We start from the raw sequence: 16,566 nt of genomic DNA on the forward strand, positions 1-16,566 counted from the left end.
GCCGAGATGAGACATTCGATAAAACCAATATAATACAGGTATTGCCTCTCGTTCGGATTGCGCTAAGGTGGCGCTGTGACAAATAACACCGGCATTCGTGACGCTTTGCAACGCGACGCAGCTGCCAGCGTCTCCGCTATGCTCGAAGGGCAAGTCGAAGCGGCGAGAACGACGCTGGCCTTGGCGCCGCTCATCGAACGCGCTGGCGCCGAATCGGCGGAGCGTTTGCGAGGTGGAGGTCGTATTGTATTGGTAGGCGCGGGCACGTCGGGACGGATCGCCGTCCAGGATGGGGTCGAACTGGCGCCCACCTATGGCTGGCCCATCGACCGCATGGTCTTCCTGCTGGCAGGCGGACGGGGAGCTCTCATGGAAAGCGCAGAAGCCGCCGAGGACGATGCCGGTCTCGCCGAGGAAGAAATCGCACGCCATGCCATCGCGCCGAACGATGTTGTAATCGGCGTGGCGGCCAGCGGGAGCACGCCTTACACCTGCGCAGCGATCAAACGAGCACGGGCAGCCGGTGCGCTGACCATCGGCATTGCCAATCGGGCGGGCACGCCGCTGCTCGAACTGGCCGAAATCGCTTTGTGCGCGGAGACGGGTGCGGAATTCGTCGCGGGCTCGACGCGGATGAAGGCCGGAACGGCGCAGAAGATCGTCCTCAATACGCTTTCTACCGCGATCATGATCGCACTGGGTCGAACGCATGACGGGTTGATGACGCATATGTCCGTCTCGAACGAGAAGCTCCGCCGGCGCGCAGTCGATATCATCTCGGCCATATCGGGCGCTCCGGCCGACCGCAGCCGGAAAGCGCTGGAGGCGGCGTGCAACGAACTGCCGGTCGCAATCCTGGTGGCTGCGGGGTATGATCGCGAAGAAGCGAAGCGGCGGTTGCTCGAAGCGGATAACAGCGTCGGTCGGGCGCTTTCGCGACGTCCGTCGCATATGGCAGGAGTGCCCGATGACGCTTGACCTGGCCCCGGGCCGGACCCGTTCCACCCCGCTCTATCTGCAGATCGCGGCGAATCTCAAGCAGCACATCATCGCGGGCGAGTGGGGGGTCGGCGAGGCTCTCCCGTCCGAACGCGAACTTTGTGCGCTGACCGATGCGTCGCGAGTCACGGTTCGCAAAGCGATCGAGGAGTTGATCTCCGAAGGATTGCTCGTTCGCCGGCAGGGGTCGGGGACTTTCGTCAACCGCTTGATCGAGGCCAAGAACGACGCCCTGGGCAGCTTCAGCGACGAAGCGGTCGCCCGCGGCGGTACTGCCGGCACGATCTGGATCATGCGGACGATCGCTCGCCCGACTGAAGACGAGGCGGGGATACTGAAGGTCGGCGCGGACAGCGAAGTGGTCCGCTTGGGCCGCGTGCGGCTGCTCGACGGCGAACCGCTGGCGATCGAGCATGCGGTAGTGCCTAAACCTTTCCTGCCGCCGATCGACGACCTTGGGGAATCGCTCTACAAGGCTTTGGAAACGGTTGGAAACCGTCCGGTCGGCGGGACTCAGTCCATTCATGCGTCGCTGGCGACCCCGACCGAGGCGGGATTGCTGTCGATCGAAGAGCAGAGCGCGGTGCTGCGCATCGAACGGGTGACGCGCAATGCAAAGGAAGAGGTCGTCGAGCTGACCCGTTCGGTCTATCGCGGGGACCGCTACAAATTCGTGTCGGACCTGCACCGGTGACCGGCTTTTCGGCCAGTGCGGCAGGTGCCGGAAAGCTTCCCGAAGCGCTGCCGGACATCGACTGGCTCGATACGGACGAGATCCGCCTGCGCCAGACCAGCTACTGGGATGCCTCCTCGCTCACCGCACGGGCGCTAGCCAGGCCCACCACGACGGAGGAAGTCGCCGACGTCCTGCGCATTGCATCGTCGACAGGGCAGCCCGTCTTCACGCATGGTGGCCGGACGACATGCGTGGATGCCGTCAGGACAGGCGCAGGCGACATAATCCTGTCGCTCGAACGGATGAACCGCATCCTCGAGATCGATCCGGTCGAGGGCATTGCGGTCGTCGAGGCGGGGGTGGTGCTCCAGACGCTGCAGGAGGCGGTCGCACAAGCGGGCATGTTTCTGCCGCTCGATCTCGGTGCGCGCGGAACGTGTACCATCGGCGGCAACGTTGCGACCAATGCGGGCGGCGTGAATGTGCTGCGGTACGGCATGATGCGCAATCTCGTCCTCGGGATGGAGGCCGTCCTGCCGACAGGCGAGGTGATCTCGTCGATGAACCGCATGCTCAAGAACAATTCGGGCTTCGACCTGAAGCAGCTGTTCATCGGCACGGAAGGGCTTCTTGGTGTGGTGACAAAGATCGTCCTTCGCCTCGAACCGGATGTCGGCGCTCGCGACGTAGCCATGCTCGCCCTCGAAGATTTCGATGCCGTTCTCAAGCTGCAGGCCGATGCCAAACGGACTCTGGCTGCACGGCTACTGTCGTTCGAGGTGATGTGGGGTGCATATTACGATGCGGTCACGGCGGATGGCGGCCACCGCCCGCCCTTGCCGCGCGAAGCGCCCTTCTACGTCCTCGTCGAAACCGTCGCGGCTGAGGCGGGCGGCGGCGAGACATTGCTGTCCCTGCTCGAACGCAACCTCGAAGGTGGCATCATTGCCGATGGCGTCGTGGCCGGATCCGAGCGCGAACGGTCGGACTTCTGGAGAGTGCGCGACGACTTCGAGCGCATCCTCGCCGAACCGCCTGTCTATCTTTACGACGTCAGCCTCCCGCTCCGGTCGATGGAAGCCTATGTCGGCGAAGTGGAGAAGGCGTTTCGGGATGCTTTCCCCGATGGGGCGCTCCACGTCTTCGGTCACATCTGCGACGGCAACCTTCACCTGTTCCTTGCGCCAGGCACGGCTGGAAGCGACACGCCCGGCACGCGCCGAACTGCGGACGAGGCGGTCTATACCGCTCTGTCGCGCTTCGAAGGTGCGATTTCGGCCGAACACGGGATTGGCCGTGAAAAGAAAGAGTGGTTGCCGATTTCGCGAAGCCCTGAGGAAATCGCCTTGATGCGCAGGCTCAAGCGCACGCTCGATCCCGCCAACATCCTCAATCGCGGACTCGTCTTCGATGTTTGACGACATAGAAAAGCTGGCGTCGGTCGCAGCAAAGGAGGAGCGTCATATCATCGGCTTGATGAGCGGCACATCGCTCGACGGCCTCGACATCGCGCTGTGCCGGGTGGCGGGCTCGGGCGATGCGACCCGCTTGACGCTCGAGGATTTCACCACCGTCCCTTATGCCGCCGCCTTCCGCGAGCGGGTGGCGGAGGTGTTCGCACGGCGAACGATCGATCTCGAGCGGCTTTGCCAGCTCAACCCGTTCGTGGCCCATGTGCATGCGGATATGATCCTGAAAACGCTGGACGAATGGCGTCGCCCGGCCGACAGCATCGACCTGATCGCCAGCCACGGGCAGACGGTCTACCATGCCCCGGGAATGCCGGGTAAGGGCTCGCCCGATGGCAATGCCACGCTTCAGCTGGGCGATGGCGATCACATCGCGCACCGCACCGGCATCATCACCGTGCACGATTTTCGGCAGAAGCAAATCGCGGCGGGTGGCGAGGGTGCGCCGCTGGCCGCTTATGGCGACCATTTGCTGTTCGGAGACGAGGAGGCGGACCGCGTCCTGCTCAACATCGGTGGTATCGCCAATCTCACTTGCGTCTCCAGCGCGAGAAACGGTCGCCGTTCGTCCTGTTCCGACATCGGGCCGGGGAATACGGTGATGGACCAACTGGTCCAGCGCCATTCGCCACTCATGCGTTTCGACGTTGACGGGACCATGGCCGGATGCGGATCGGTGTTGCCCGAACTGCTCGACGCGCTGCTGTCGCATCCATTCTTTTCACAACCCCCACCCAAGACGACCGGGCCCGAAACCTTCAATCTCGCCTGGCTCGACGAAGCGATAGCACGCACGGGCTGCGGGCAGGCGCGCATCGAAGACTTGCTCGCCACCCTCAGCCAGTGTTCGGCCCGTTCGATCGCTACGGCGATCGAGGCACTGAAAATCGCCCCCGATGCATGGGTCTACGTCAGCGGGGGTGGCGCCCGGAATCCCACACTCATGGCGAATATCCGGCGCGAGCTTGCTGGCGGGCACACGGTTGTCACGACCGATGATCTCGGCATCGATCCGGATGCCAAAGAGGCGGTCCTTTTTGCAGTTCTCGCCAATGAGACAATCGCGGGACAGCGCATGGAATCTGGCCGGATCGCCGGCATGCCGGCCGTGTCGATGGGCAAGATCAGCTTGCCGGGATAGGTGACATGCAAAGCAATCCGAAGCACGAAACCGATGCAGGCGAAGTCCGGTACTGGCTTGGCATCGATGCCGGCGGCACCAAGAGCCGCGGCAGTCTTGTCGATGGCGAGGGACAGGAGATCGCTCGCGTTACCGCCGGACCGGGCAATCTTCGTATCGGCGTGGAGGCGGTCGAACAGCTGACGCTCGGGATCGCGCAGGAGGCGTTGGACCGGGCAGGGCTTTCCGGAGACGCGATTGGGACGATCGGTCTGGGCCTTGGCCTCGCCGGGCTTTCGCGGGCGAGCCAGTCGCGCCAGCTGGCGGCCCATAATTGGCCCTTCGCCGAGGTCGCCATCGCCTCCGACGCCGCGATTGCAAACCTGGGTGCGCATGGCGGAGAGGATGGTGCGATCCTGATCGTCGGCACCGGATCGATCGCCTATTTGCGGGTGGAGGGGCGTGTCGACACGATGGGTGGATACGGCTTTCCGATCTCGGATGAAGCCAGCGGTGCCGCTCTGGGTCTGAGCGCGGTCCGTCACGCCCTGCGCGCGCTTGACGGGCGCACGCAGTCCACCCCGCTGAGCGATGCGGTGACGGGCCGGTTCGACGACAATACGGAAGCGGTAATCGAATGGATGGCCGCGGCCACACCCGGAGACTACGCGACTTTGGCGCCGCTGGTGATATCTTATGCGGAACAGGGCGACTATATCGCCCGGTCGATCGTCATCGAAGCGGTCCGGCACATCGAACGCTTCATCGAAACCATCTTCGAAAAGGGCGCGCCGCGGTGCTCGCTTATGGGCGGGCTGGCACCGCATTTGCGACCATGGCTGAGGGCTCGAACGAGTGACATGCTGGTCGAGCCGCTCGGTGATGCGGTGAGCGGAGCCCTGATGCTCGCCGGAGTTCCCAAGGACCGGATGCAGTTCGCCGTCATGGAAGCTGACAGGGAAAGCACATGATCGGGGAGACGCAAACGCGGATGGCCACCGAGGCAGCCGAAGCACCCGATCGCATCGCGCTGCAGGCTGCCTCGCTAGCGGAGCCGCTTGCGGACTTGGCTGCGAAATGGTCGGCCTCGCCGCCCCGCGCGATCGTGACCTGCGCGCGCGGAAGTTCAGATCACGCGGCGCTCTACGGGAAATATGCCCTGGAAATCGCCACCGGGCTACCGGTTGCGTCGCTGGGGCCTTCGGTCGTGTCGGTGCATGAGACCCCGTTGCGGCTGGATGGGATGCTTTACATTACCGTTTCGCAATCGGGGCAGAGCCCGGATCTTCTGCGTTGTGCCGAAGCGGCGCGGGCCGGCGGCGCGCTGGTGGTCGCAATCGTCAACGATTCCGCATCGCCGCTTGCCGGTGCGGCGGACATCGTGCTCGACATGCAGGCCGGTCCCGAACATGCGGTGGCAGCGACGAAATCCTTTCTCTGCACACTTACGACCATTGCCCGCCTCATCGCCGCCATTACCGATTCCCCGGCTACCGATGCGGCCGTGGATCGCCTGCCCGAACAGTTGCGGTCCGGATCGAAAGATCCTTGGCCTTCGGAGATCCTGGATCGGTACGTTGATGCCGGTCGCGCATTCGTCATCGGGCGTGGGCCCGGCCTGGGTGTGGCCGCAGAGCTGGCGTTGAAGGCGAAGGAAGTGGCGGGCCTTCACGCGGAAGCGTTCAGCGCTGCCGAGGTTCAACATGGTCCGAAGGCCGCGATCGGGCCGGATTCTCCGGTGATCCTGCTCGGTACCGAGGATGCGGCCAAGGCCAGTGTAGAGGAGGCCGCCCGCACGGTGGGCGCGCTCGGCGCGCCAACTTTCGGAAGTCTCGTCGCGGTCCCAGGCATCGTCGATCTGCCGACTGTACGAACAGGCCACCCGCTCACCCAGCCGATCGTGCAGGCCGGCGCCTTCTATGGTTTCATCGAGAAGCTTTCGCGTCGTCGCGGGCTCGATCCCGATAATCCACCATCGCTGCGCAAGGTAACAAAGACGCTATGACCACCCTGAGCGGCGCGCAGATTCTGCTACCATCGGGAGATTGGTGCGAGGGTGCCGTCACTCTCGAACAGGGCAGGATCGAGACGGTGGAAGCCGGGCCCGCATTGCCCCGTCGACCGGACACTCTGGAGCTGGATGGCGGCTACCTCGTTCCCGGCTTGTTCGATATCCAGGTCAACGGCGGCGGCGGTGTGCTATTCAACGATGCCCCAACGCTCGAAACCCTGCGCACAATGTCCGAAGCGCATAGGGCATTCGGCACCTGCGCAATGCTTCCGACTTTGATTTCGGACGACATCGACAAGGTGCGGGCTGCGATTGCCGCGGTCGAGCAAGCAATTGCCGAGGGCGTGCCGGGCATTGTCGGCATGCACCTCGAAGGACCGATGCTTAATCCGGCCAAGCGCGGCATCCATGATGCCCGCCATTTCCGTACCTTCGATGCCGAAACGCTGGAGCTGTTTTCCTCCATGCAAGGAGGAAGGACGTTGATAACGCTTGCTCCGGAGGCGGTCGAACGCGACCACATCCGCGAACTGGCACGGCGCGGGATCAGGGTGGCGCTGGGCCACTCCCTTGCCGGATACGACGAGGCCCGCATCGCCGAAGCCGATGGAGTGACCGGCTATACCCATCTCTTCAACGCCATGACCGGAATCGAATCGCGCAAGCCGGGCGCGGTCGTCGCGGCACTCGAAGGCCAGGCCTGGTGCGGACTCATAGTGGACGGACATCATGTCGACCCGGCCGTCCTACGTCTCGCGATCCGGGCCAAGGCCGACCAGCGGTTCTGCCTTGTGACCGATGCCATGCCCGTTGCCGGCACTGACCTCGAGGAATTCGTCCTGGGCGGACGTCGCATAGTGATCCAGGATGGCGCATGCCGGGGGGAAGACGGGACGCTGGCAGGATCGGCGTTGACGATGATCGGCGCTGTTCACCGTGCCACCGAAAGTCTCGGGATCGATCTCGCGAGCGCACTACGCTTCGCTTCTATGGAGCCAGCCCGTTTCATGGGACTGGAGGGCGAACTGGGGACGGTGGAAGCGGGGCGTCGGGCGAACCTACTGCATCTCGATGGCGACCTGCGGGTGCAGCGAAGCTGGATCGATGGCGACATGGTCGAAGTGCCGGCGTGAGCGGCACATCCCGGCGCCTGCTGTCGGTCGATGCCCTGCGCGGCTTGGACATGCTCGTCATCATCGGTCTCGATGCGCTGGTCCATGCCATGGCGCGGGCCTGGCCCATTCCATCTTTAGCCTGGCTTTCCAACCAGTTCACGCATGCCGAATGGGCCGGGGTCCATGCCTACGACCTCGTCTTTCCCCTGTTCATCTTTCTGTCGGGTGTCTCGCTGGCGATCGTCGACGCCCGCCCCTCCTCGGCAGCGATGTCCCGCCGCCGGCGCCTGGCTGGGGCGGCGCGCCGCATGCTTATCCTCGTCCTCCTCGGCATCGTCTACAATTTCGGCTGGGACTGGTCTTGGGACCGGTTGCGCTTCCCGAGCGTGCTCGGGCTGATCGGCGTGAGCTATTTCATCGCAGCAGCCACGCTGATCCTGTTAAGGGGATGGAAGGCGCGCATCGGCGTCGGGCTGGCCATTGCCGGGACCGTCGCAGCCCTGCATCTCGCCTACCCCGTTCCGGAGCATGGTGCTGGCCTGTTGACGGCCGAAGGTAGCGTCAACGGTTATCTCGACCGGCTGCTCCTGCCCGGGCGCCTCCATGGTGGGAGCTACGATCCGGAAGGCTTGCTGGGAATGTTATCGGCTGCGACTATCGCGTTGGCCGGTGCGGGAGCTGGCGCAGTGATGGTCTCGGGCCACCGCTACAGCGGTCCGGCAGCCCTGGGATTGGCGGGGTTGGTCATTCTTGCGACCGGTATTGCGATAGGCGCCGTCTATCCCCCAATCAAAGCAATCTGGACCGTCAGCTTCGATCTGATCGCGATCGGCTGTTGTCTCTTCCTGCTTGCCGCGGCCCGACGACTGTTCGATGGGGAAGGGACAAATGCGATGGTCCGGCGCTTGGGCGAGGTGCTCGCTCCCATCGGCGCAAATGCGATCCTAGCCTACATGCTGGCGCGCTTCCTGATCTACCCGCTGTACCCACCGCTAGCTGCCCTTTCGCCCTTGGCGGAAGTGGCCGGATTGTGCGCGCTTATCGTCATCCAGTGGATCCTGCTTCGCTGGCTTTTCGTCAGGGGCTGGACCCTCAGAGTTTGACGAGCGACGGGCCGCGAAAATCGCGCGATCACGGCAAGCCGCTTGCCAAGAGGTCGTAAAGTGGTAATATATAGGTTCACAAGCTAAGCTATCGGGAGGACCAAGTGAAGACATCCGCAAGACTTTTCGCCGGCACCATGCTCGCAGGTGCCGTAGCCGCCTTCCCCACGGTGGCCTTTGCACAGGATTCCGATCCCGAAAGCGAATCCGGAGCCAGTGAGCCCGGCAATGCCATCGTGGTGACCGGATCGCGAATTCAGCGGACCGAACTGACGGCAACAAGCCCGGTTTCTTCCTTCGATGAGGAACAGATCGAGCTCGATAGGGCGGTCACTATCGAAGATATCAGTGCCCGGATCCCGCAGTTTGCCGGAGGGGTCAACGCCACCCAGACTGGTAGCGACGGGCGTGGCGCGCAGACGCTCGACCTACGTAACTTAGGGCAGAACCGGACGCTTGTACTGCTCAATGGTACTAGAATGGTCCCTTTTAGTTTCCGGAATGCAGTTGACGTCAATAGCATCCCGGCACCGCTTCTTAAGCAGGTCGATGTCCTTACCGGCGGTGCGGCGGCGGTCTACGGTGCCGATGCGGTCGCGGGTGTGGTTAACTTCATCGTCGATACCGCCTTCGAGGGCGTCCGTGTAGGCGGCAGTTGGGAGGGCGCCGACGATCTCCAGACCTACAACACCAATCTCACGCTTGGGGCCAGCCTCGGCGACAGGGGTGGCATCGTCTTTTATGCCGATTACACCGATCGCGGCGAATTGCTGGTGGGCGATCGGGATTTCCTCGCCGACAACACCACTTCGACCCTGGCTGGCGCCGGAGGCAATTTCACCGACGTCGCGAGTGGCAATTTCTTCGCTTTCGACGAGAGCGGGACATTGCGAACGACCCGCCAGACTTCGGATTTCTCCGACCTCTACCCGGCGGTGCAGCCGCTAGAGCGTATCAACGTGTCGACGTTCTTCGACTACGAGATCGCGCCCTTCGCCGAGATCTATGGCCGGGCGATGTACACGAAGGTCGACACGGTGGGCGCCGGCCGCGCGGGCAACAATCCTGTCACGGTCAACGAGACCGTGTTCATCGACGAGACCAACCCATTCCTGACCGACGACATCCGCTCGCGGCTGACGTTCGTCAACGGCCAGGCGGAAGTGGCGGTCGAACGGACGCTGGGAGAGCTCGGCATCCTGACGGCGGCCACCGAGCGAACGACCACGCAGTACCAGATCGGCCTGCGCGGCCCGCTGGCCGATTGGCTACGCTACGATGCCTATGTCCAGCACGGCCGCGTGGAAGAGGAAACGGTAACCTCGGGCGACGCACTCAGGGTCGACGGTTCGGGTAACAGCCGCTTTGCCGCCATCGTCAACAGCGTCGATATCTTCGGCCCCGGTGCGGACCTGGCAGGCTTTGGATCGAATTTCGTCCAGGAAATCCGCGATCGCAAACAGACCGTCGCAGCCTTCAGCATTTCCGGCGACAGCTCGCCCCTGTTCTCCTTGCCGGCCGGCCCGATCCGCTTCGCCGTCGGCTACGAATACCGCGATGAATCGCTCGAAACGGGGGACGAGGCCGCGCTGGTCAACGGCCTGACCTATCGCGGAAGCACGGGTGGCGTGATCGTAGGCGGTTTCGATGCGAACGAGATCTACGCCGAAGTGCTCGTCCCCGTGCTCGCGGACAAGCCCTTCTTCCAGGAGCTTACCTTGGAAGGGGCGATCCGTTTTTCCGATTTTTCGAACGCCGACGTCGGCAACACCGATAAGCTCGGCTTCTCCTGGCAGGTCGACGACAACATCCGCTTTCGCGGAACGCGCCAGACGGTCGTTCGGGCGCCCAATATCGGCGAGTTCGCAGCGCCGGTCTTCTCGATACCGTTCTCGCTGCTCCGCACCGTTCCGCGATTGCAACCCCGCTACCTCGGCGATCCATGCGTGATCGGTACCGGCGATCAGGCGCAGTGCGACCGTTTCGGTGCGCCGCCGCAAGGTTCCTATGACAGCCTCGATCCCGCCAATCTCACGGGTCAGTATTTCTTCGGCGGCAATCCCGATATCGGTCCGGAGAATGGCACGACCTACACGCTCGGGGCGATCATCACACCGCAGTTCGCACGCGGGCTCGAGATCATCGTCGATTACTACGATATCCGGATCACCGATGCGGTGGGGCAAATCCAGCCCGTCGACGCGCTACAGAGCTGCTATGTCGATAATCCCGTGGCGGACAACCCAATCTGTCAGGCCATCTCTCGCGACCCGACGACGGGTTTCATCGACGATGCCTTCGTCAATGATCGCAATCTGGGCGTTATCGAGCAGTCGGGCGTCGATATCGACGTCAATCACAGCATCGATCTGTCCTCGACCGGCTTCGTCACCGGGCTTAGGCTCGGTTACCAGGGTACGATCGTTACCGACTACACGATCCAACGCAATCCGGTGCTCGATCCGGTGGACTGCAAGGGAACCTTCGGATTTGCCTGCTCGTCCGACGCGGTCAGCCTGGTCCAGCCCGACTACCGCCACCGCGTCGCAGCGACATTCGATGCCGACATGGGGATGCTGCAGTTCGTGTGGCGCCGGATCGGCGAGGTGGAAAACGCGTCCGACCGAACCGAAAAGATCGGCGCCGTCGACTATTTCGACATCAATGCCCAGTTCGACACCGGCATCTACGACATGAAGATCAATGTCGGTGTGCGGAACCTGTTCGACAAGGAGCCGCCTCAGCCCGCATCGCCGGGAGCGTTCGGCACCTATCCGGGGACCTATGACATCGTCGGGCGGACTTTCGGGGCATCGGCCAGTATCACCTTCTGATCGTGGAGCTTGACGACCGGTTGGTTTCCCTTCCAACCGGTCGTTGCCTTCGGCGTCGGAGGGAACCGGGCCGAGCGCCCAAGAACTAGGGTGCGCACTCCATGTCCATGACTTCTGGTTTCGCTGCGATCGATTGGCTGGTGGTCGCAGTGTACCTCGTCGGGAATGCGGCGCTGGGCTGGTACCTTTCGCGGCGGGGCGCGCGATCGGCCAAGGAATACTTCCTGGCCGACGGACAGATGCCGGGCTGGTTGATCGCCTTTTCCGTGCTCGCGACCACGCAGTCGGCGGCGACGTTCCTCGGCGGTCCCGACTTCGGATATCGGTCGGACTATACCTATCTCGCGGGATCGTTCGGCGCGGTGCTGGCGAGCGTCGCGGTGGCGAGTATTCTGCTTCCGCGATTCTATGCCCAGAACGTCACCACGGTCTATGAATTGCTCGAGCGGCGCTACGGTGTTCTGGCCTTGCGCAGTGCCGCCGCCATGTATCTTGTCGGCCGTATTTTCGCCAATGGCGCGCGCCTGTTCATGGCTGCGCTCGCCGTGGCCATGATCCTGTTCATGCGCGCCGATTTCGCGGCCATCGCGCTGGCCACCGCGATCATTGTCCTGCTGGGACTGGCATTGACGCTGGTCGGCGGATTGCGATCGGTCATCGCGAGCGACGGCGTGCAGTTCGCCGTCTACGTCGGGACGGCCGTGGTGGTCCTCTACGTTTTGTACATGCAGCTCGGTCTCGAGTTCGAGCAAGTGCTCGCGGCGCTCGATTCCCCGCCATCGGGAGACAGCAAGCTGACTGTCTTCGACTTTTCGTTCACGCTCGACGACCCGTTCACCATTCCAGCGGCGCTGACCGGTGTGGTGCTGCTCAACATCGGCAATTTCGGCCTCGACCAGGATACGACCCAGCGCCTTCTTGCTGCAAAGAGCTCGCGACATGCGGGGCGCGCGCTGTTCTGGTCGACCATCGGCGCGCTGCCCATCATCTTCATCTTCCTGAGCATCGGGCAATTGCTCCACCTGTTCTACGACCGCGGGGATTTGACCGGCATTCCCGTCACCGGTGAGGATCTCGACAGCGTGACGATCTTCATGCGTTACATCCTGACCGAACTTCCCGACGGGCTGAAAGGCCTGTGCGGCGCGGCGATCGTGGCCGCGGCGGTCTCCACGCTGACCTCGGGTCTCAGTTCGATGACCTCGGTCGTCGTCACCGATTTCTACAAGCCATGGGCGGGACCGATGTCGGAAGAACGGACCGTGTTCGTCGGGCGGATCGCGATGGTCGTGATCGCCGTCGTCCTTGGCCTGATGGCGCTGGTCTGTTTCTTCTGGCAACGTCAGTCCGACCTGCCCCTCCTCGAATTCGCCCTGCAGGTGATGGTGTTTGCCTATGCCGGCCTGCTCGGCGTGTTTGCCGCGGCCGTATTCACCGGACGAGGAAGCGAGGCCTCGATCATCTGGGCGTTGGTCGTGGGCTTCTTTGCAATGGTACTCGGCGAAGCGGGAATCGGCGGCGCAATCGGGGTCCCCGACAGCGTGACGTCGCTCGCCTTCTCCTGGAAACTGCTCGCGGGCTCTGCGCTGTCATTCCTCGTTGCCATCAGCGTGCGCGCACCCATCTCTGCGAGCGAACCCCGGCATCCCGAGCCCATGATGACCCGATGATCCACGCGCTGAGCGAGGGAAGGTCCGCTCTCGGAAACGAGGATCGGCTCGGATACGCAGCAGGCGCGGCCTGGGTGCTCGATGGAGCAACCGATATCTCGCAGGTGCAGCTCGAGGGGCGAACAGCCGCCTGGTGGCTGGTTGAAGCCTATCAGGCGGAATTGCAGGATCGGTGTCCATTCGATGTTTCGGAAGGAACCCGGACATTCTTGGCGAGCCTCTCCAGCGGGGTCCGCGACCGGTTGGAGGCGAGATTCCCCGCTGCGCCTGCCCCGGTCCGCAAAGCGCTCGAGCAAGCGTCCGCGGCGCTCAGCCTGGTCCGCAAGACGACTGACGGCTGGTCGGTGCTTTGCTTGGCGGATTGCCCGGTCCTCTACCGCGATCCCGCAAACGGGCGCGTGCAGGCAATTGTCGATCCCGGCTTCGCTCGGTTCGAGCAACGCTCGCTCGATGCCTTGCAGGATGCGCGGGCCCGTGCGCCCGATGCAGATTACGATCGGCTGCTCGAAATGATCCGTCCGGTGCTCGAACAGAACCGTCAGGTGATGAATCTCGAGGAAGGCTATGCCGTGGGGGGCATCCGTCCTCCGCACCAGGCTCTCGTGAGCGAGCGCGATCTGCCCGCAGGAGTGACGGCCTTTGCCATCATGAGCGACGGATTTTCGCGCTGGTACGATCTCTTCCGTCTGGGAACCGCGGAAGATCTATTCGTCCGGATAGAGAAAAGCGATCTCGGTGCGGTCCTCACCGAGCTACGCCAGGCCGAGCGCCGGGATCCGCTTGGCAAGCTTTTCCCACGTTTCAAACAGCATGACGATGCCACCTGCCTCTACGTCCAGGCGGCCGATCTGTGACGCAATCTTGGCGTACACCCCTATGGCTCATCGAGGCCTTTTACGGGACGCCTTGGCCCATGGAGGCGCGGCTGGCGAACTATCGACTGATCGGGCGGTGGGGATACGAAGGCGCAATCTATGCGCCAAAGTCGGACCGGAGTTTGCGGAGCGAGTGGCAACGCGACTTCACGCGCGAAGAAAACTCGCAACTCGAGGAGATGGCTGCGACGGCCCGCGAATCCGGTCTGGAGTTCGGAGTCGGACTGAGCCCACTGGAGATATGGGAGGACTGGTCGCGGGAAAACCGGGCTAGGCTCCGCTCGAAGCTTATCAGCTTGCATGATCGCGGATGCCGTGTGCTGAGCCTCCTGTTCGACGACATGCGTGGCGACCGCCCGCAACTCGCCAGCTTCCAGGGAGAGATCGTCGCATTCGTCCGCGACCACTGGCCGGGACACCGCGTGATCGTTTGCCCGACCTACTATTCGGACGATCCCATTTTGGCTTCGATCTTCGGCGAACCGCCGCCCCGCTACCTGGAAGAACTATCCCATCGTATCGCGCCCGACGTCGGTATCTTCTGGACGGGACCAAAAGTCGTCAGCGACGCGATCGGATTGGATCACATACGCGAGGTGACGTCCCGCATGGGAAGGCAACCGTTCCTGTGGGACAACTATCCCGTCAACGATGGTGCTCGGACGAGCCGCTATCTCTTCCTGAAAGGAGTGCAGGGGAGGGGTCCCCTGATGTCCGGGCAGCTGGTGGGCTACGCTGCGAATCCGATGGTGCAGCCCCACCTTTCGCAGATACCGCTACACGCGCTTGGCAGGCTGGCTCGCGACCCGGTCAATTCTTGCGCCGACGCTGCATTCGAAGATTCGGTCCGCGCGTGCGTTTCCGGCCGGGCGGCGGGTGCGATACTCGCGCACGTCGATGATTTTTGTGAACGTGGGCTCGATCTCCTTTCCGACCGGGAACAGGAGTTGATCGCCGGTGCCTTCCGCGAAATTGGTGGGCCACATGCAAGCGAAGTGGTCGCCTGGTTGGCGAATGAATATGAATTCGATCCCGACTGCCTGACCGGTTGACTGGGACCGGAAACTACCGTCATCGCCCGCGCTCCAAGGCACGCAAGACCTGCAAGAGTCCTCGACGGATCGACTGCTCTCTCGCCTCGGTCCGATCCGGTGAAGTCCTATGCTCACCTGACAGCCCAGCTATTCTGGAGCAGTCTAGCTTAGGCGCGCCCATGCTCGCTAGGTCGGGAAGCGGCTCCTGGGAGCGTGCGACAAACCGCTGCGTCTGCCGGGGAACACATCTGGGAATATCTGCAGATGCTGCCCGGACGCATTCCTGGAACAAAGGAAGTGGCGGAGACGGAGGTGACAAGACTGAAAGACTAAACATCTCATCCTAAGATCAAATTCTGATTGCCAGATGTTGCAGCTCCCACAATTGCCCCAACGGTGAGGCAGCGGTGGGTTAGGCGCGAGGTGCTTTCACGCGCCTTAAGGTGAGAAGGCCAAACTAGGCTAACCGCGGCTTCTTCTACAAGACGGCGTAGCGACGGACCTACGAGTGTCCTTTGGTGCGCGCAGCGATGTCTTGCCTTTAAGTCATGAGCGGGGGCGCTTTCTGATTTGCTATGTGATTAGTCGTCAAAGCCGAGTCCTTATTGCAGAGTAGCCTTGTTGGGGATATCCCTTTCCTCCCGAAGGATACAACTCTCCCGCCGATGCAGTCCAAGCCCCTGTGCCAGGCTCCGGTTTTCTGGGGTGCCAATTCGCTATGCCGATGCGTGCTGATCCACCTGGTCAGTGTCGTAACGCTAGTCTAGGTATTGTGCGCCATACACCTGCGCATCAGACTGCATCGACGCGCACTCTGCACCGCCTCAAAACAGAACTCATCCTTCCGCTTCATTGGATTTTTGTTTACTTTCAAGCAAACAGAACCCCCATTTGAGCGGCATCAAAACCTGTCACGTCCACGATCGATAAATCCACGGACTCATACCGGAAACCCGCGGAGACTCATTCAGGGATCGTCCTATTCATTTTGCCATATGATCGAATACTCGACTAAACAGACTGAAGGCACGATCTCTACCCGAAGCCGGAATCTCCTCAAGTGCTTCCATCAGCCTGGAGTAGTATGGGTTCTCTTCCCCTATCGCGTTAGCAATGGTCCTGACCGTGGTTTCGTCGAACTCGGGGTGAAACTGCACACCAATTGTCTTACCGTATTCGAACTGATAGACCGTTTCTCCTTCGACATGCGCTGCGCCTATCTCTTCGAAAGGAAGAATGTGGTCCTCGTGGAAACAAAACCAGTCCCCCGATGAAAGTGGATCGTTAGGGAAATGCAGGGGGCGAATGCCGATCCTCGGCTTGTCGAGGCGTGCAATCTCGGCACCCAACACACTAGCAATTAGTTGTGAACCGAAGCATATCCCAAAGGTAGGTTTACCCTTCATGAGGTGTTCTTCTACAAGCTTCCGCATCCAATTAATCCAATCGTCATCATCATTGACGCTAGCAGGCGAACCAAGCAGGATCAGGCGATCCACAGTATCAAAATCGCCCCAATTCGATGCATTAATGTCGGAATAAACCCTAGTTTCATAAGGTTGCCCGCTTTCGTCAAGAAATGTGCCCAGATGCCCGAGGCAAGGGAAACTAAAGTGCTGGAAAACCGCCGTTCTTTGCGTCATAAACTATCCTTGAGTTG

The 16,566-nt window shown here is 62.2% G+C and carries 13 protein-coding genes; 12 read left to right on the forward strand and 1 reads right to left on the reverse strand.

Features of this window, described 5'->3' with window-relative positions:
* The first annotated feature begins 75 nt into the window (after positions 1-75).
* The 12 genes from ASS64_RS10205 to ASS64_RS10260 all read left to right on the forward strand — a co-directional run bounded on the left by ASS64_RS10205 (position 76) and on the right by ASS64_RS10260 (position 14,924).
* Positions 76-978 (forward strand): N-acetylmuramic acid 6-phosphate etherase, encoded by a 903-nt coding sequence (locus ASS64_RS10205; protein ID WP_067693762.1) that lies wholly within the window; start codon positions 76-78, stop codon positions 976-978.
* The gene (locus ASS64_RS10210; protein WP_067693765.1) at positions 968-1,693 is read left to right on the forward strand and encodes a GntR family transcriptional regulator; all 726 of its coding nucleotides are present in this window, start codon (positions 968-970) and stop codon (positions 1,691-1,693) included. Before ASS64_RS10205 ends, ASS64_RS10210 begins: the two co-directional genes overlap by 11 nt.
* Positions 1,690-3,093, forward strand: a complete 1,404-nt coding sequence (locus ASS64_RS10215) for an FAD-binding oxidoreductase (protein WP_067693768.1) — start codon at positions 1,690-1,692, stop codon at positions 3,091-3,093. The genes ASS64_RS10210 and ASS64_RS10215 overlap by 4 nt, the downstream gene beginning before the upstream one ends.
* Positions 3,086-4,285: an anhydro-N-acetylmuramic acid kinase gene (locus tag ASS64_RS10220; protein WP_067693771.1), complete on the forward strand. Its 1,200-nt coding sequence runs from the start codon at positions 3,086-3,088 to the stop codon at positions 4,283-4,285. The genes ASS64_RS10215 and ASS64_RS10220 overlap by 8 nt, the downstream gene beginning before the upstream one ends.
* A gap of 5 nt (positions 4,286-4,290) precedes the next feature.
* On the forward strand, positions 4,291-5,235 hold the full coding sequence (locus ASS64_RS10225) for a BadF/BadG/BcrA/BcrD ATPase family protein (protein ID WP_067693774.1): 945 nt from the start codon (positions 4,291-4,293) through the stop codon (positions 5,233-5,235).
* The gene (locus ASS64_RS10230) at positions 5,232-6,269 is read left to right on the forward strand and encodes an SIS domain-containing protein (RefSeq protein ID WP_067693777.1); all 1,038 of its coding nucleotides are present in this window, start codon (positions 5,232-5,234) and stop codon (positions 6,267-6,269) included. The genes ASS64_RS10225 and ASS64_RS10230 overlap by 4 nt, the downstream gene beginning before the upstream one ends.
* The gene (gene nagA / locus ASS64_RS10235) at positions 6,266-7,408 is read left to right on the forward strand and encodes an N-acetylglucosamine-6-phosphate deacetylase (protein ID WP_067693780.1); all 1,143 of its coding nucleotides are present in this window, start codon (positions 6,266-6,268) and stop codon (positions 7,406-7,408) included. Before ASS64_RS10230 ends, nagA begins: the two co-directional genes overlap by 4 nt.
* Positions 7,405-8,493, forward strand: coding sequence for a hypothetical protein (locus tag ASS64_RS10240; RefSeq protein ID WP_067693783.1), 1,089 nt, complete (start codon positions 7,405-7,407; stop codon positions 8,491-8,493). The genes nagA and ASS64_RS10240 overlap by 4 nt, the downstream gene beginning before the upstream one ends.
* Positions 8,494-8,597: 104 nt before the next feature.
* Positions 8,598-11,327 carry a TonB-dependent receptor domain-containing protein gene (locus ASS64_RS10245; protein WP_234002379.1) on the forward strand — a complete coding sequence of 910 codons (2,730 nt, stop codon included), beginning with the start codon at positions 8,598-8,600 and terminating at the stop codon, positions 11,325-11,327.
* 101 nt (positions 11,328-11,428) lie between these two features.
* Complete coding sequence (locus ASS64_RS10250) at positions 11,429-12,997, forward strand: sodium:solute symporter (RefSeq protein WP_198147693.1); 1,569 nt, start codon at positions 11,429-11,431, stop codon at positions 12,995-12,997.
* The gene (locus ASS64_RS10255; protein ID WP_067693792.1) at positions 12,994-13,851 is read left to right on the forward strand and encodes a protein phosphatase 2C domain-containing protein; all 858 of its coding nucleotides are present in this window, start codon (positions 12,994-12,996) and stop codon (positions 13,849-13,851) included. Before ASS64_RS10250 ends, ASS64_RS10255 begins: the two co-directional genes overlap by 4 nt.
* Positions 13,848-14,924, forward strand: coding sequence for a beta-N-acetylglucosaminidase domain-containing protein (locus ASS64_RS10260; protein WP_255356033.1), 1,077 nt, complete (start codon positions 13,848-13,850; stop codon positions 14,922-14,924). The genes ASS64_RS10255 and ASS64_RS10260 overlap by 4 nt, the downstream gene beginning before the upstream one ends.
* Positions 14,925-15,889: 965 nt before the next feature.
* On the opposite strand, the gene ASS64_RS10265 is transcribed toward ASS64_RS10260, so the two are convergent.
* Positions 15,890-16,549: a type 1 glutamine amidotransferase gene (locus ASS64_RS10265; protein ID WP_067693798.1), complete on the reverse strand. Its 660-nt coding sequence runs from the start codon at positions 16,547-16,549 to the stop codon at positions 15,890-15,892.
* Positions 16,550-16,566 lie beyond the last annotated feature (17 nt).

Origin of the sequence: Erythrobacter sp. AP23 (genome assembly GCF_001542855.1) — a bacterium.
GTDB lineage: Bacteria > Pseudomonadota > Alphaproteobacteria > Sphingomonadales > Sphingomonadaceae > Qipengyuania.

What these genes read in the sequence shown, in the direction of transcription:
- ASS64_RS10210 (WP_067693765.1), top strand. Translation starts at nt 968, where the DNA reads ATGACGCTTGACCTGGCCCCGGGCCGGACCCGTTCCACCCCGCTCTAT.
- ASS64_RS10225 (WP_067693774.1), top strand. Translation starts at nt 4,291, where the DNA reads ATGCAAAGCAATCCGAAGCACGAAACCGATGCAGGCGAAGTCCGGTAC.
- ASS64_RS10265 (WP_067693798.1), bottom strand. Translation starts at nt 16,549, where the DNA reads ATGACGCAAAGAACGGCGGTTTTCCAGCACTTTAGTTTCCCTTGCCTC.
- ASS64_RS10250 (WP_198147693.1), top strand. Translation starts at nt 11,429, where the DNA reads ATGTCCATGACTTCTGGTTTCGCTGCGATCGATTGGCTGGTGGTCGCA.
- nagA (WP_067693780.1), top strand. Translation starts at nt 6,266, where the DNA reads ATGACCACCCTGAGCGGCGCGCAGATTCTGCTACCATCGGGAGATTGG.
- ASS64_RS10220 (WP_067693771.1), top strand. Translation starts at nt 3,086, where the DNA reads ATGTTTGACGACATAGAAAAGCTGGCGTCGGTCGCAGCAAAGGAGGAG.
- ASS64_RS10230 (WP_067693777.1), top strand. Translation starts at nt 5,232, where the DNA reads ATGATCGGGGAGACGCAAACGCGGATGGCCACCGAGGCAGCCGAAGCA.
- ASS64_RS10255 (WP_067693792.1), top strand. Translation starts at nt 12,994, where the DNA reads ATGATCCACGCGCTGAGCGAGGGAAGGTCCGCTCTCGGAAACGAGGAT.